A 14437-nucleotide genomic window follows, 5' to 3' on the forward strand; every position below is an offset into this window, starting at 1 on the left:
TGAACCTTTTGTTGTGCTTACATAAATCTGATGTCAGGCGTAAGCCGACGGCCGCCCGCCTGCTCTCATGCGCCTTGCCGGCTTTGCGCCATGCCGGGTTGCGGCTTGGCGCGCGCCGGCCTCAGGGCCGGCGCGCGCTCGGACCAGCGTTGGCGCAGCCAGGCCGCGGCGCGACGGCCCAGCATGGTGACACCCAGGATGACCAGCATCCACACGAACAGGAAGAGCGCGAATTCGGTAAGGGGATCCATGGTGCAGACTCACTGTATTTTTTTGGAAGGGGCCGGGCCTGGGCACGGCGGGACAGCTCAGTGGCTCGCGGCTGCAAGGCTTGCCGCCCGGCCGCATCCAGGGCGGGCCGCCGCATGCGGGGCCGGCCCGGGGCGCGGCGCAGGCAGGCTGTCTTTTCCGCTTGATGTCATCCTAGAGATAAACGCGCGCGCCGGGGCGAAACGGCGGACTTTGTTGCACAAGAGAGGGTTTGTGCGGGATGTGTTGCACGGGCGCGGTCCCTGGCGGTGATAGCATTTGCCTCATGGCTCAACTGTTTTCCGTGCATCCCCAGAATCCCCAGCCGCGCCTGCTCAAGCAGGCCGTGCAGCAGCTGCTGTCGGGCGGGCTGCTGGCCCTGCCCACCGATTCGAGCTATGCGGTGGCCGCGCGCCTGGACGATCCGCAGGCCGCGCAGGCCTTGCGGCGCCTGCGCGGGCTGGACGAGCGTCATCACCTGACCCTGCTGTGCCGCGACCTGGCCGAGATCGCGCATTTCGCGCGGGTCGACAATGCCCAATACCGCCTGCTCAAGGCCGCCACGCCGGGCCCCTGGGCTTTCATCCTGGAGGCCACGCGCGAGGTGCCCCGGCGCGTGTCGCATCCCTCGCGCAAGACGATCGGCATCCGCGTGCCCGACCATGCGGTCACGCTGGGCCTGCTGGAGCAGGCCGGCCAGGCCCTGCTCTCGACCACGCTCATTCCCCAGGGCGAGAGCCTGCCGCTGAACGATCCGCTGGCCATCCGCGAACGCTACCAGCACCAGCTGGCGGGCGTGGTCGACGCCGGCGCCTGCCAGCTCGACCCGACCACCGTCATCGACCTGACCGGCCCGGCGCCGGCGGTGCTGCGGCGCGGGCGCGGCGACCCGGCCGAGCTGGGCCTGGGCGCGCCCGCCTGATGACACCGGACTGATGACACCGGACTGCGGCTAGAATCGGGCGATGACCGATCTCATCCAGACCATCGTCCTGTACGCGATCCCGGTGGTGTTCGCGATCACCCTGCACGAGGCGGCCCACGGCTACGTCGCGCGCATGTTCGGCGATCCCACCGCGGCGCAGGCCGGGCGCATCACGCTCAACCCGGTGCGCCACATCGACCCGGTGGGAACCATCCTGGTGCCGCTGGGCATCCTGCTGATGTCGCGCATCCTGGGCGGGCCGGCGCTGCTGTTCGGCTGGGCCAAGCCGGTGCCGGTGGATTGGGGCCGGCTGCACCGCCCCAAGCGCGACATGCTGTGGGTGGCGGCAGCCGGGCCGGCGGCCAACCTGTTCATGGCCATCCTGTGGGCCATCGGGCTGCGCCTGATGTTCGAAAGCGGGACGCGCTCGGGATTCTGGTTCGACATGGGATTGATCGGCATCCAGATCAACCTGGTGCTGATGGCGCTGAACCTGTTGCCGATCCCGCCCCTGGACGGCGGCCGGATCGTCTTTAGCCTGCTGCCCAGCCGCATGGCCTGGCAGTACTCGCGCATCGAGCCCTATGGCCTGATCATCGTGGTCGTGCTGCTGGTCAGCGGCGTGCTCTGGACCCTGCTCGAGCCGGTCATGGCCCTGGGCCGCGCCGTGGTGGGCTGGTTCCTGTAGAGGCCCGTCCGGCCCGGTCAGCACGGCGGGCCCGATCCCGCTAAAATCCCCGGTTTCATCCCGATTTCGGCCTCGCCCTCGCGGGCCGGCTTGCTCTTACTGGAGCCTTCGTCATGGCATCGTCAGATCCCGCTACACAACCGCCCGTCTTCCGGGGCAGCCTGGTTGCGCTTATCACGCCCATGCAGCCCGACGGCAGCCTCGACTACGAGGCCTACCGCGGGCTGATCGACTGGCACGTGGCCGAGGGCACGGACGGCCTGGTCGTGGTGGGCACCAGCGGCGAGTCGCCCACCGTCGACGTGGACGAGCATGCCGAGCTCATCCGCGTGGCCGTCGAGCATGCCGCCGGCCGCATCCCGGTCATCGCCGGCGTCGGGGCCAATTCCACCGCCGAGGCCATCGAGCTGTCGCGCCACGCCCTGCGCGTGGGCGCGCAGGCGGGCCTGTCGGTGGTGCCTTACTACAACCGGCCCACGCAGGAAGGGCTCTACCAGCATTTCAAGACCGTGGCCGAAAAGGTCGAGCTGCCCAGCGTGCTGTACAACGTGCCGGGCCGCACCGTCGCCGACATGTCCAACGAGACGGTGCTGCGCCTGGCGCAGGTGCCCGGCATCGTCGGCATCAAGGACGCCACGGGCGACCTGGGCCGCGCGGCCCTGCTCATGCGCGAGCTGCCGGCCGGCTTTAACATGCTGACGGGCGATGACGCGACGGCGGCGGGCTTCATGCTGCTGGGCGGCCATGGCAACATCTCGGTCACCGCCAACGTGGCGCCGCGCATGATGCGCGAGATGTGCGCCGCGGCGCTGGCGGGCGACGTGGCGCGCGTGCGTGAACTTAACGGCCGGCTGGCGCTTCTAAACAAGCTGCTGTTCGTCGAGGCCAATCCCATTCCCGTCAAGTGGGCCCTGGCCCAGATGGGCCGCACGGCGCTGGGCTACCGCCTGCCGCTGGTCGAACTGAGCGGCGCGCACCAGCCTGCGTTGCGCCAGGCGCTGCAGCAAGCGGGCCTGCTCTGAAGACATCAAGAGGATGTGTATGAACAAACGTCATGCCGGGGCGTCGGCAGTCATCGCCCTGTTGTTGCTGTCCGGTTGCAGCAATCTGAACGAGTTGCTTGGCCGTGAAGAGTCGGTCAACTACAAGGGCGCGGTGCGCGGCGAGCGCCTGAGCATCCCGCCCGACCTCACGCAGGCCGCCAGCGACCCGCGCTACAGCGCGCCGCCCTCGGGATCGACCACGTTCTCGCAATACCAGGAGCAAGGCCAGCAGGCGGCGACCCAGGCCGCCGCCACGCAGGGCCAGGCCGGGGTGCTGCCCCAGCGCAGCGACATGCGTGTCGAGCGCGACGGCAACCTGCGCTGGCTGTCGGTCGACCGCAGCCCCGAAGAGGTCTTCCCGCGCCTGGTCGATTTCTGGGGCGAACAGGGTTTTGTCATCACCACCAGCGATCCCAAGGCCGGCCTGATCCAGACCGAATGGACCGAGAACCGCGCCAAGGTGCCGGAGGGCTGGATCCGCAGCGCGCTGGGCGCCATCCTGGACCAGGTGTGGGACAGCGGCGAGCGCGAGCGTTTCCGCACCCGGCTCGAGCGGGTGGGCAACCGCACCGAGATCTACGTCTCGCACGAGCAGATGATCGAGCGGCGCGTGGGCGGCTACGACAGCAGCCAGGTGGTCTGGGAGCACGGCAAGGAAGATCCCGGCCTGAACGCCGCCATGCTGGCGCGCATGCTGGTCTTCCTGGGCACCGACGTCGAGCAGGCCCGCGCCCTGGTGGCGCAGGCCGAGAACCAGCCGCAGCGCCCGCAGATCGAGCAGAGCGACGCCACGGGCGATGCCGTGCTGCGCGTGGCCGAGCCTTTCGACCGGGCATGGCGCCGTGTGGGCATCGCGCTGGATTCGGGCGGTTTCAGCGTCGAGGACCGCGACCGCAGCGCCGGCGAATACTACGTGCGCTACCTGGATACCGACACCGGCCAGAAGCGGCAGGAGCCCAATGTGTTCAGCCGCCTGTTCGGCACCGAGCAAGGCGCCCAGGCCACGCAATACCGCCTGGTGCTGACCGAGCAGGCCGGCCAGACCTTGGTGACCGTGCTCAACAGCAAGGGCGAGCGCGATACCTCGCCCACCGCCCGCCGCCTGCTCGGCGTGCTGGCCAACAACATGTAGGCAGGCCCGACCCCGGGAAGCGCCGCGCGCTTCCCGCGCCAGGGGGCCGCCCGTGGACCGGCAAGGCCGGCTCCGCTGGGGCCCCGCACTCCCGGATGCGCTTTTTTGCCGGCGGCCCGCGTTGCCATTTGTCGCCATTGGTTGCAGGCGCTGCCTGGGCTCCATGACAGGGCGCTTACAATGGGCTCCCCATATCAATCACGCCGCCGGCCCCCGCCAGGCGTGGCCGTCGGTTCCGGCGGCACTTGGCGGGCCCGCGGCCGCATGCACGACACGGAGATTTTTCGTTCATGAACGCTGCAGTCCCTACCGATGCGATTTCGCTCAATGCCCCGGAGTGGGTCCAGCACGCCGGCATCAAGTCCTGGGTGGCGCAGATCGCCGCCCTGACCCAGCCGGACCGCATCGAGTGGTGCGACGGCAGCCAGCAGGAGTACGACCGCCTGTGCGAGCTGATGGTCCAGGCCGGCACGCTGCGCAGGCTCAACCCCGCCAAGCGCCCCAATTCGTACCTGGCCTGGTCCGACCCCTCGGACGTGGCGCGCGTCGAGGACCGCACCTTCATCTGCACCGAGTCGGCCGAGGATGCCGGTCCGACCAACAACTGGATGGCGCCGGCAGAGATGCGCCGCACCCTGAACGGCCTGTTCGAGGGCTGCATGCGCGGGCGCACGATGTACGTGGTGCCGTTCTCCATGGGCCCGCTGGGCTCGCCCATCGCGCAGATCGGCGTGGAGCTGAGCGATTCGCCCTACGTGGCGGTGAACATGCGCCTGATGACGCGCATGGGGCGCAAGGTGTACGAAGTCCTGGGCACCGACGGGCAGTTCGTGCCTTGCGTGCATTCGGTGGGCAAGCCCCTGGCGGCGGGCCAGGCGGACGTGCCCTGGCCGTGCAACGACATCAAGTACATCGTTCATTACCCCGAGACCCGCGAGATCTGGTCCTTCGGTTCGGGCTACGGCGGCAACGCGCTGCTGGGCAAGAAGTGCCTGGCCCTGCGCATCGCCTCGAGCATGGGCCACGAGCAAGGCTGGCTGGCCGAGCACATGCTGATCCTGGGCGTGACTTCGCCCGACGGACGCAAAAAGCATGTGGCGGCGGCTTTCCCCTCGGCCTGCGGCAAGACCAATTTCGCCATGCTGATCCCGCCCGCTTCGCTGCCGGGCTGGAAGATCACCACCGTGGGCGATGACATCGCCTGGATCAAGCCCGGCAAGGACGGCCGCCTGTACGCCATCAACCCCGAGGCGGGCTATTTCGGCGTGGCGCCGGGCACCAGCGAGAAGACGAACTTCAATTGCATGGCTTCGCTGCGCGAGAACGTGATCTTCACCAACGTGGCGCTGACCGACGACGGCGACGTCTGGTGGGAAGGCATGGGGCCCGCGCCCGCGCACTGCCTGGACTGGCAAGGCAAGGACTGGACGCCCGAGAGCGGCCGCAAGGCGGCGCATCCGAACGCGCGCTTTACCGTCGCCGCGGTGCAGAATCCGGCCATCGACGCAGCCTGGGACGATCCGGCCGGCGTGCCTATCGACGCCTTCATCTTCGGCGGGCGCCGCTCGAACACCGTGCCGCTGGTGACCGAGGCGCGCGATTGGATCGAGGGCGTCTACATGGCCGCCACCATGGGTTCGGAAACCACCGCCGCGGCGGCCGGCCAGCAAGGCGTGGTGCGCCGCGACCCCTTCGCCATGCTGCCGTTCTGCGGCTACAACATGAGCGACTACTTCGCGCACTGGCTCAAGCTGGGCCGCACGCTCGAAGGCTCGGGCGCCAAGCTGCCGCGCATTTTCTGCGTCAACTGGTTCCAGGTGGACGAGAACGGCAAGTTCGTCTGGCCCGGTTTCGGCGAGAACATGCGCGTGCTCAAGTGGATGTTCGAGCGCCTGGACGGCAAGGCGCAAGGGCAGGAGCATGCCTTCGGCATCACCCCGCGCTACGCCGACCTGGCGTGGAACGGCCTGGATTTCCCGCAAGAGCGCTTCGAGCGCATCACCCGCGTCGAGGCGGCGCTGTGGGAGCAGGAGCTGGCGCTGCATGACGAGCTGTTCGAGAAACTCGACAGCCGCCTGCCGGCCGAGTTGCGCGCCGTGCGCCAGAAGCTGGCCCAGCGGCTGGCCGCCTAGCCTTCATGCGCTCGCCGGGCAGGACAGCCCGGCGGCAAAAGTAAAAAGTAAAAAAGGCCCCCGCGTAAAAGCGGGGGCCTTTTCCTTCGCGGTTTCTCTTCGGAGCGGGACGCGGTGTTATTGCGTCGTGCCCGTGCCGCCGGTGGTGCCCGAACCTTCCGTGCCGGTGGCGCCGGTGCCGGGCGCGGCGGGCGCAGGTTCGCTGGGCGAGGGCGACGGGGCCGTGGTGGACGGATCGGGAGTGGCCGGAGCGGGTGCGGGATCCGGAGCCGGCGTGGTGGCCGGAGCCGGCGCCGACGGCGGGGTGGCGGCTTCTTCCTTGTCGCCGCAACCAACCAGGGCGATCGCAACGGCGGATGCCGCAAGCAGGCTCTTCATCATCATCATGGACTCCATGTAGTTATAAAGCGTGTATCCAGCCCCTGCGCACTGACTTGCAAGGGTGACGAGTCCAGACTACCGGAAAGGCCGGCGGGCGGGGGTGTGAAAGTTATAGAGAGCGTTCCCCAAACGAAACAGACTTTACGGGAATGTGTCCGTGATGACGGGGTGTATCGGGGTTAACCCGATATGGTGTTATCCCGGACGGTTGTGTTGCAGCCTGACCCAGCCCGCCTGCACCCAATCGGCCAGGCATAGGCGCGCTGCCTGGCTCAAGCGGCGTGCCGCCGCGTCCTCCAGCGCCAGCATGCGGCGGTCGGCCAGGCGCCGCAGCCCCGCCTCGGCGGTCACGGGTGCGCACTCGCCGTTGATGAACAGCTGCCGTGCGCGGTAGAGCATGCGGGTGCGGCGGTCCAGCACCAGGGTGGCCCCGGCCGGCCACTGCGAGGGGTCGGCCGCATCCTCGTCGGCGCAGAACACGGCATTGGGATGGGGTTCGCTCAGCCAGCAGCCCAGAAAGCGCGCCGCCAGCGCGGCATCGAAGCGCACTGCCTGGGCGGCGGACTGCGCCGCCTCGACCAGGCCGTCGGGGATGAGCCCGGGCGTGTCGGTGGCCTGCTGGCCGGGATCGCGGTAGCGCGCGGACAGGTCCGGGCCGGGAAGAGGCGGGTCGCCATAGGGGCCGGTGGGCATGCCGCTGCGCGCGGCCAGCTGTTCGGCCGCCGCTTCCAGCATGCCGCGCGCCAGCGTGGCGCGGTCCGGCGAGCGAAAGCCTACCGAGATCGTCATGCAGGACCCCTCGGCCACGCCGTCGTGGGCCACGTGCGGCGGCAGGTAGAGCATGTCGCCGGGCTCGAGCAGGTATTCGGCCTCGGGCTGGAAATTCCGCAGGATCTTCAGCGGCAGGCCGGGCACCAGGCTCAGGTCGCGCTGCTGGCTGATGCGCCAGCGCCGCCTGCCGGCCGCCTGAAGCAGGAAAACGTCGTAGCTGTCGAAGTGCGGGCCCACCCCGCCGCCGTCGCCGGCCACGCTGACCATGATGTCATCGAACCGGGCGTCGGGGATGAAGCGGAATTGCTGCATCAGGGCGGCCGCCCAATCGTCGTGCTGCTCCAGGCCTTGCACCAGCAAGGTCCATTCGCGTTCGCCGGCCTTGGGCAGGCGGGCAAAAGGGCCGGGCTCCATCTGCCATTGCCCGGACTCGCGCCAGATCAGGCGCGATTCGACTTCGTCGCGGCGCGCCAGCTTGCGCAAGGCGGCCACGGACAGCGCCGGCCGGATGCCGGGAATCGCCTGGCGGATCAGCAGCGGCTTGCGCTGCCAATGGCGGCGCATGAATTGCTCGGGGCTCAGGCCCCCGAGCAGGGGCAGGGCGGTGGTCGGGTTCATGTCAGTTGTCCATGGCGCCGCGCGCAGCGCTTGGGGGCGTCATCTCAGCAATCGGCGGCTTTCAGGCCGTACAGCGCTTCCAGCGCTTCGCGCGGGGTGAGGCTGTCGGGGTCGATCTGGCGCAGCTGTTCGCGCAGCGTGCGCAGCGCCTGCAGCTCTTCGGGGTCGATGGCCGGCGCCGGTTCGGGCGCCTGGCCCGCCGGCGCGGCGAAAAGCCCCAGCTGCGCGGTGGGGCCGCCTTGCGATTCGAGCCGCTCCAGTTCGCGCGTGGCCTGGCGGATGACGGCCGCCGGCACGCCGGCGCGCTGCGCCACCTGGATGCCGTAGCTGCGGCTGGCCGGCCCTTCGCGCACCTCGTGCAGGAACACGATGCCCGAGGGCGATTCGGCCGCGGCCAGGTGCACGTTGGCGGCGGTAGGCTGTTCGGCGGGCAGGCGGGTCAGTTCGAAGTAATGGGTGGCGAACAGCGTGAGCGCGCGGTTGTGCGTCAGCAGCCGGTGGGCGATGGCCCAGGCCAGCGCCAGGCCGTCGTAGGTCGAGGTGCCGCGGCCGATCTCGTCCATCAGCACCAGGCTGTTGGCCGTGCTGGCCGACAGGATGGCGGCGGCCTCGGTCATCTCCATCATGAAGGTCGAGCGTCCGCCGGCCAGGTCGTCGGCCGCGCCGATGCGGGTGAAGATGCGGTCGATGCGCCCGATGCGCGCCCGCGCCGCCGGCACGAAGCTGCCGGTGCGCGCCAGCAGCACGATCAGCGCGACCTGGCGCATGTAGGTGGACTTGCCGCCCATGTTCGGGCCGGTGATCAGCTGCATGGCGCGCGTGGCATCGAGCTGGCAGCCATTGGGCGTGAAGCGCTCGATACTGCGCTCGACCACGGGGTGGCGGCCAGCCTCAATGTCGATCTCGGCGCGCTCGCTCAGCTCGGGCGCGACCCAGTCGTTGCGGCGGGCATGCTCGGCCAGCGCCGCCAGCGTGTCCAGCTCGGCCAGCGCGGCGGCGCAGCGCGACAGGGCGCTGACATGCGGCGCCAGGGCGTCGAGCACCTGCTCGTACAGCCATTTCTCGCGCGCCAGCGAACGGTCCTGGGCCGAGAGCACCTTGTCTTCCCAGGCCTTCAGTTCGGGCGTGATGTAGCGCTCGACGTTCTTGAGCGTCTGGCGCCGCCGGTAGTCCTCGGGCACCTTGTCGGCCTGCCCGCGCGAGACCTCGATGTAGAAGCCGTGCACGCGGTTGAACTCCACGCGCAGGTTGGCGATGCCGGTGCGCGCGCGCTCGCGCGCCTCGATCTGCATCAGGAAATCGCCGCCTTCGCTGGAAAGGCCGCGCAGCTCGTCCAGCTCGGCGTCAAACCCCGGCGCGATCACGCCGCCGTCGCGCACCGCCACGGCCGGCTCGGCCGCGATGGCCCGGCCCAGCAGCTCGGCGATGCCCGCGTCGGGCGCCAGGGCCTGGGCCAGTTCGTGCAGCCGCGCCGCGGCGGTGTCGATGTCCAGCAGCGCGCGCAAGCCCGGCAGCGCGGCCAGCGCATCGCGCAAGGCCGCCAGCTCGCGCGGGCGCACCGAGCGCAGCGCCACGCGCGCGGCGATGCGTTCGACGTCGGGCAGCTTGTAAAGCGAGGCGCGCAGCGTCTCGAGCAGGGGCGCGGGGGCCAGCGTCTCGCCGCTGATGCCCTCGGGCGTGCTGGCGGCCAGCAGCGCGGCCACCGCCTGCTGGCGCGCCAGCACCGGCGCGTTCTCGCGCAAGGGGTGGTGCAGCCAGCGGCGCAGCAGCCGGCTGCCCATGGGCGTGCGGCAGCCGTCCAGGACGGAGAACAGCGTGGGCGCGTCCTCGCCCGAGAGCGTGCGCGTCAGTTCGAGGTTGCGCCGCGTATAGGGATCCAGGATGACGTACTGCCCGGCGCGGTCCGCGCACAGCGACTGCACGTGGCCCAGGGCCTGCGATTGGGTGCGTGCGGCATAGCGCAGCAGCGCGCCGGCCGCGCAGATGGCCGCCGGCAGGTCCTCGACGTCGAAGCCGGCCAGGGTATCGGTGCGGAAATGGCCCAGCAGCTGGCTGCGTGCGTTCTCGGCGGCGAAATGCCAGTCGGGCACGCGGCTGACGGCGCCGTCGAAGCTGGCCGGTGCGCTGGCATGCTCGGGCAGCACCAGTTCGGCCGGGGCGATGCGCGCCAGTTCGGAATCCAGCTGCTCGGCCGCGCACTCGGTCAGGCGAAAATCGCCGCTGGCCAGGTTCAGCCACGCGATGCCCAGCATGGCATTGCGCCCCGGCTTGAGCGGCACGTGCACCGCCGCCAGCGCGCGGTCGGACTTGGCCGGCAGCAGCGCCTCGTCGGTCAGCGTGCCCGGGGTGACGATGCGCACGATGCGCCGCTCGACCGGCCCCTTGCTGGTGGCCGGGTCGCCGATCTGCTCGCAGATGGCCACCGATTCGCCCAGGGCCACCAGCCTGGCCAGGTATTGCTCGACCGCATGCACCGGCACGCCGGCCATGGGAATGGGCGTGCCGTTGCTCGAGCCGCGCCGGGTCAGCGTGACGTTCAGCAGCCTGGCGCCGCGCTCGGCGTCCTCGAAGAACATCTCGTAGAAGTCGCCCATGCGATAGAGCAGCAGCAGTGGCCCGGCTTCTTCCTTGAGCCGCAGGTACTGCTGCATCATGGGCGTGTGGCCGTTGTCCGGCCCGCCCGGCTTGGCGCGCGATTTCTGCGTTTGTACTTGTTCCAGGCTTTGCGCGGCGTCGTGGGGGGAATGGGGAGCGCTGTTCAAGACTGACTACACCTATCGAAAAACATCTGCACTTGCCATGTCGGCATGGGTCCGGTCATAGAACGGCAATCATACGCAGGATTGGAAGCGCGCCGCGACCGGCTGGCGTGCCGCGGTCAAATGGCTTGGGCGCAGAACTCGGTGGGGGTGAGGATACGCGAGGTGCCGACGCTGCCCAACCGAAGCTGCCCGGCGCGGTGGTCGCCGGTTACCAGGTAGTCCGCCTCTGCCGCCAACCCCATTGCCAGCAGGAAGGCGTCATCGGGCTCATGGGCCTGCAGGCCCTCGGGCAGGGGCGCCAACGTCTGCAGGACGACGGCTCGCTGCATGTTGTTGAGCATCGTGCCAATGCGGTGCGCGGGCAGGATGCGCCTGAGCTTCGGGTAGCGGCTTGCGCGCCGCAGTTCCTCCAGCTGAGGCGCCGATGTCGCCAGTTCGAAGCGCCCCGCGCGCCAGGCACGGTAGATCGCGTCGGGCGGGCCGTGGGGCGAAACCAGTGCGCCCAGCAGCACGTTGGTGTCCAGGATGACGCGCATCAGTGCTCACGCGCCCATTGCACCGCTTCGTCTATGAGATCGGTCAGCTCGGCCTCGTCCATGCTGGCGGCGGCCGACTTGGCTTGGTTGACGGCCTGCTCCATCAGATAGGCGCGCACGGCCGCTTCGATGAAGCGGGACAGATCGCCCTTGCGGCCCCCGCCCTGGGCGGCAATGAACATCCGCACGGACTGGTCCACCTCCGGCGATACGGCGATGTTCCATCGAACGGTCGTCATGGCATGTTTCCGTGCTGTGATAGGTGTTTATACACCGATGTAGCGCTGGCGGGCAAAAAGCGGTAAGGGAAAGTTCATGAAAATTCTTACTTTTTGTACTAAAAAGACATGAAGTGGATCAGTGCTCATGCCGCTGCGCGCTTGCCCATCATGATATTAAGGAGACGCAGGAGCCTATGACAGCAAGTGCGCCGTACTTTGCCTATTGGGGAAAGGCGTTACCTGTTCCCGCAAGCCAGGCCCGGTATCACCTCTTGGCGTTCCACAGCCTGGACGTGGCCGCATGCGGATGGCATCTGCTCCAGCTGCCGCAGTTTTCCCTGGCGCGGCTGGCGCAAGCGCTAGGCTGGCCGTTGCCTGTCGTGAACGCCTTGGCGGTGTTCTTTTTGGCGATACACGACCTGGGAAAGTTTGCCCGTGGGTTCCAGGGGCTGGCGCCGGATCTTTCGGCCGATCTGGTGCAAAACCATGCTGGCAAGCCGTACCTGTACAAGCACGATACCTTGGGCTGGGTGTTGTGGCGGGACGATATCGCGCCGGAGGGGCTTGCCGACGTTTTGCCTGGCGCCGGGGAATTCTGGGCCGCCTGGATGAAGACGGCGGTGGGACACCATGGCAAGCCGCCGCAGGAGGCCAGTCGTGACGGGCTGTCCGGTTTGTATGTCCAGGACCATTTTCTCGACGAGGATAGGAAAGCGGCCATGGCCTACGTCGGCGCGCTCGCGGCGGAATGGCTGCCGGCAGACATCCCGAAGCCTCGCAGGGAGCATCTGCAGACGCTTCGGCAGCACGCATGGCGCCTGGCCGGTTTGGCGGTGCTGGCCGATTGGCTTGGATCCAACCAATTCGTCTTTCCTTATCGGGAAAAGCCGGAGGAGCTCTCGGGTTATTGGCGAAATACCGCCTTGCCGCGCGCGCGATCCGCAGTTGGCCAAGCCGGCTTGGCGGCGCAAACGGTGCGTCGCTGGTCGGGGCCGGCAGTTCTTTTCGATTATCTGAGCGAACCCACGCCCTTGCAGCGCTACGCCGCCAGTGTGTCGTTGGAGGCCGGGCCCCAGTTGTTTCTCCTGGAGGACGTCACCGGCGCGGGCAAGACCGAGGCTGCGCTGATGCTCGTGCAACGGCTGATGGAGAAAGGGCTGGGGAGCGGGCTGTATTTTGCCCTGCCCAGCATGGCTACGGCCAACCAGATGTATCGGCGGATCGGCTCCGTTTATCGCAAGCTGTATGCCGACGAAGCATCGCCGTCGCTGGTGCTGTCGCATGGCGCGCGCCATCTCATGGAAGGCTTCAGGCAAAGCATCCTTCAGGCCGACGGATTGCCCGCAGGCGGCAGTTATGCCCCGGCCGAGCCGACCGCCTCGGCCGCGTGCAGCGCCTGGCTTGCAGACAACAGGAAGAAGGCGCTGCTGGCCGAAGTGGGGGTGGGCACCATCGACCAGGCCTTGCTCGGGGTGCTGCCTGTCCGGCACCAGTCGCTAAGGTTATTGGGTTTGGCGGGAAAAGTACTCGTCGTCGATGAGGTTCATGCCTATGACAGCTACGTGCGCACGCTGCTCAAGCGCCTGCTGATCAGTCACGCGCGGCAGGGTGGCAGCGTCATCCTGCTTTCGGCGACCTTGCCTTCCTTTTACCGCGAAGAACTTTTGCAAGCTTACCGCGTCGGCCTGGGCCTGCCGCCGCTTGACGTTGCATCCGATGCGCGTTATCCGCTGGCAACGCATTTGGGCAAGGACATTGCAGTGCATGCCTGCGAGACCCGGCCCCGGCTGGTTCGGCAGGTGCAAGTGGCCTTTTGCCACCAGGAGAGCGAGGCCGTGGCCGCCGTATTGGCCGAGGCGGCGGCCGGCCGTTGCGTATGCTGGATCAGGAATACCGTGGAGGACGCCCTGCGGGCATACGATCTGCTGGCGGCCAGTCTGCACAGCGGGCAGTTGACGCTCTTTCACGGCAGGTTCGCCATGGGCGACCGGCTGGATATCGAAGATCGCGTGTTGCGGGACTTCGGCTCGCGCTCGGGCCCGCAGACACGCCGCGGCCGTGTCTTGATAGCGACGCAGGTGGTCGAGCAATCGCTCGATATCGACATGGACGCGATGGTGACGGACCTGGCGCCCATCGACCTGCTCATCCAGCGTGCCGGACGCCTGCAGCGGCATGCCCGTTTGCCCGATGGCACGCCTGCGCAAGATGGGGTCGAGCGCCGAGCGGCGCCCGTGCTTCATGTGCTGTGCCCCATCGTGGAGGACGAGCCCTCCGAAGACTGGTATGCGAGCCTGTTCCCCAGGGCGTGTCACGTCTATCCGAACGTGGGAGAGTTGTGGCGTGGGGCAAGGGCGCTGCAGCGGGCCGGATGCATCGTCAGCCCCGGGCAGCCCGGCGAGCCTGGCGCGGTGCGCGAGCTGGTGCAGGCGGTCTATGGGCCGCAGGCGGCCGAGATTCCTGCCGCCTTGCAGCGCGCCGCCCAGGCGCAGATGGGCAAGGACCTGGCCCATGAAAGCCAGGCGGCGTTCAACGCGCTGAAGATCGATAAGGGGTACTGCTGGGACAGCAGCGATCTATGGCATGGCGAGGCCGAACTGCCTACCCGACTGGGCGACGAGACGCTGATGCTTTACCTGGCCGTCGAGCATGAAGACGAGTTGCTGCCGTGGCGGCATGGTGCGCCCAATGAAGGATGGGAGCATGCCTGCGTGCGCATCGACGCGCGGCGGTTTGTTGGACTAACTGCGCAAGAGCTTGCACGGCTTTCGCCGGCATTGCAGTCGTTGCGGATGCAGCACCAGGTGTTGGAAGGGTCGGCAGCGATCCTTCCTCTGGTGCGGCGTGGGGACACTTGGCAGGGAAAAGGCCTGGACATGCGAGGCCGGATTGTGGAGTTTCGATATGACTCGGAAAAAGGCCTTAGTTGGGAGCGGTCCGCCGCAATGTAAGGGCGGCGGATCGTAGCCCTACGTGGTA

At 68.3% G+C, this 14437-nt stretch carries 12 protein-coding genes; 6 read left to right on the top strand and 6 right to left on the bottom strand.

Going from position 1 to position 14437, the window contains the following annotated elements; genetic code table 11:
• Positions 1–65 precede the first annotated feature (65 nt).
• Positions 66–251: a hypothetical protein gene (locus V8Z80_RS05140; protein ID WP_155194194.1), complete on the bottom strand. Its 186-nt coding sequence runs from the start codon at positions 249–251 to the stop codon at positions 66–68.
• A 284-nt stretch (positions 252–535) separates the two neighbouring features.
• Between V8Z80_RS05140 and V8Z80_RS05145 the strand changes: the two genes are divergently transcribed.
• The 5 genes from V8Z80_RS05145 (at position 536) to V8Z80_RS05165 (ending at position 6169) form a co-directional block, all read left to right on the top strand.
• On the top strand, positions 536–1171 hold the full coding sequence (locus V8Z80_RS05145) for an L-threonylcarbamoyladenylate synthase (protein WP_336061255.1): 636 nt from the start codon (positions 536–538) through the stop codon (positions 1169–1171).
• A 43-nt stretch (positions 1172–1214) separates the two neighbouring features.
• On the top strand, positions 1215–1862 hold the full coding sequence (locus V8Z80_RS05150) for a site-2 protease family protein (protein ID WP_155194204.1): 648 nt from the start codon (positions 1215–1217) through the stop codon (positions 1860–1862).
• Positions 1863–1975: 113 nt separating this feature from the next.
• Entirely contained in the window at positions 1976–2884 is a 909-nt protein-coding gene (gene dapA / locus V8Z80_RS05155) for a 4-hydroxy-tetrahydrodipicolinate synthase (RefSeq protein ID WP_155194206.1), read from the top strand.
• A gap of 19 nt (positions 2885–2903) precedes the next feature.
• Positions 2904–4037 (top strand): outer membrane protein assembly factor BamC, encoded by a 1134-nt coding sequence (gene bamC, locus V8Z80_RS05160; protein WP_155194208.1) that lies wholly within the window; start codon positions 2904–2906, stop codon positions 4035–4037.
• 290 nt (positions 4038–4327) lie between these two features.
• Complete coding sequence (locus V8Z80_RS05165) at positions 4328–6169, top strand: phosphoenolpyruvate carboxykinase (GTP) (RefSeq protein ID WP_155194210.1); 1842 nt, start codon at positions 4328–4330, stop codon at positions 6167–6169.
• Positions 6170–6286: 117 nt separating this feature from the next.
• Here the strand turns inward: V8Z80_RS05165 and V8Z80_RS05170 are convergent, their stop codons facing one another.
• The 5 genes from V8Z80_RS05170 to V8Z80_RS05190 form a co-directional block, all read right to left on the bottom strand.
• On the bottom strand, positions 6287–6556 hold the full coding sequence (locus V8Z80_RS05170) for a hypothetical protein (protein ID WP_336061256.1): 270 nt from the start codon (positions 6554–6556) through the stop codon (positions 6287–6289).
• Positions 6557–6745: 189 nt separating this feature from the next.
• A complete protein-coding gene (locus V8Z80_RS05175) occupies positions 6746–7939 on the bottom strand; it encodes a cupin domain-containing protein (protein WP_336061257.1) in 1194 nt (397 codons plus the stop codon).
• 44 nt (positions 7940–7983) lie between these two features.
• Positions 7984–10593, bottom strand: a complete 2610-nt coding sequence (gene mutS, locus V8Z80_RS05180) for a DNA mismatch repair protein MutS (RefSeq protein WP_336061380.1) — start codon at positions 10591–10593, stop codon at positions 7984–7986.
• Positions 10594–10817: 224 nt separating this feature from the next.
• Positions 10818–11237: a putative toxin-antitoxin system toxin component, PIN family gene (locus V8Z80_RS05185; RefSeq protein WP_336061258.1), complete on the bottom strand. Its 420-nt coding sequence runs from the start codon at positions 11235–11237 to the stop codon at positions 10818–10820.
• Positions 11237–11476, bottom strand: coding sequence for a ribbon-helix-helix domain-containing protein (locus V8Z80_RS05190; RefSeq protein WP_336061259.1), 240 nt, complete (start codon positions 11474–11476; stop codon positions 11237–11239). Before V8Z80_RS05190 ends, V8Z80_RS05185 begins: the two co-directional genes overlap by 1 nt.
• Before the next feature lie 176 nt (positions 11477–11652).
• On the opposite strand from V8Z80_RS05190, the gene cas3 reads away from it, so the two are divergent.
• On the top strand, positions 11653–14409 hold the full coding sequence (gene cas3 / locus V8Z80_RS05195) for a CRISPR-associated helicase Cas3' (RefSeq protein ID WP_336061260.1): 2757 nt from the start codon (positions 11653–11655) through the stop codon (positions 14407–14409).
• The last annotated feature ends 28 nt before the right edge of the window (positions 14410–14437 follow it).

The organism is Orrella sp. JC864, assembly GCF_037026685.1.
GTDB lineage: Bacteria > Pseudomonadota > Gammaproteobacteria > Burkholderiales > Burkholderiaceae_B > Orrella.

Coding starts and splice junctions, on each gene's coding strand:
- V8Z80_RS05140 (WP_155194194.1), bottom strand. CDS start 251: ATGGATCCCCTTACCGAATTCGCGCTCTTCCTGTTCGTGTGGATGCTG.
- V8Z80_RS05145 (WP_336061255.1), top strand. CDS start 536: ATGGCTCAACTGTTTTCCGTGCATCCCCAGAATCCCCAGCCGCGCCTG.
- V8Z80_RS05150 (WP_155194204.1), top strand. CDS start 1,215: ATGACCGATCTCATCCAGACCATCGTCCTGTACGCGATCCCGGTGGTG.
- dapA (WP_155194206.1), top strand. CDS start 1,976: ATGGCATCGTCAGATCCCGCTACACAACCGCCCGTCTTCCGGGGCAGC.
- bamC (WP_155194208.1), top strand. CDS start 2,904: ATGAACAAACGTCATGCCGGGGCGTCGGCAGTCATCGCCCTGTTGTTG.
- V8Z80_RS05165 (WP_155194210.1), top strand. CDS start 4,328: ATGAACGCTGCAGTCCCTACCGATGCGATTTCGCTCAATGCCCCGGAG.
- V8Z80_RS05170 (WP_336061256.1), bottom strand. CDS start 6,556: ATGATGATGATGAAGAGCCTGCTTGCGGCATCCGCCGTTGCGATCGCC.
- V8Z80_RS05175 (WP_336061257.1), bottom strand. CDS start 7,939: ATGAACCCGACCACCGCCCTGCCCCTGCTCGGGGGCCTGAGCCCCGAG.
- mutS (WP_336061380.1), bottom strand. CDS start 10,593: ATGATGCAGCAGTACCTGCGGCTCAAGGAAGAAGCCGGGCCACTGCTG.
- V8Z80_RS05185 (WP_336061258.1), bottom strand. CDS start 11,237: ATGCGCGTCATCCTGGACACCAACGTGCTGCTGGGCGCACTGGTTTCG.
- V8Z80_RS05190 (WP_336061259.1), bottom strand. CDS start 11,476: ATGACGACCGTTCGATGGAACATCGCCGTATCGCCGGAGGTGGACCAG.
- cas3 (WP_336061260.1), top strand. CDS start 11,653: ATGACAGCAAGTGCGCCGTACTTTGCCTATTGGGGAAAGGCGTTACCT.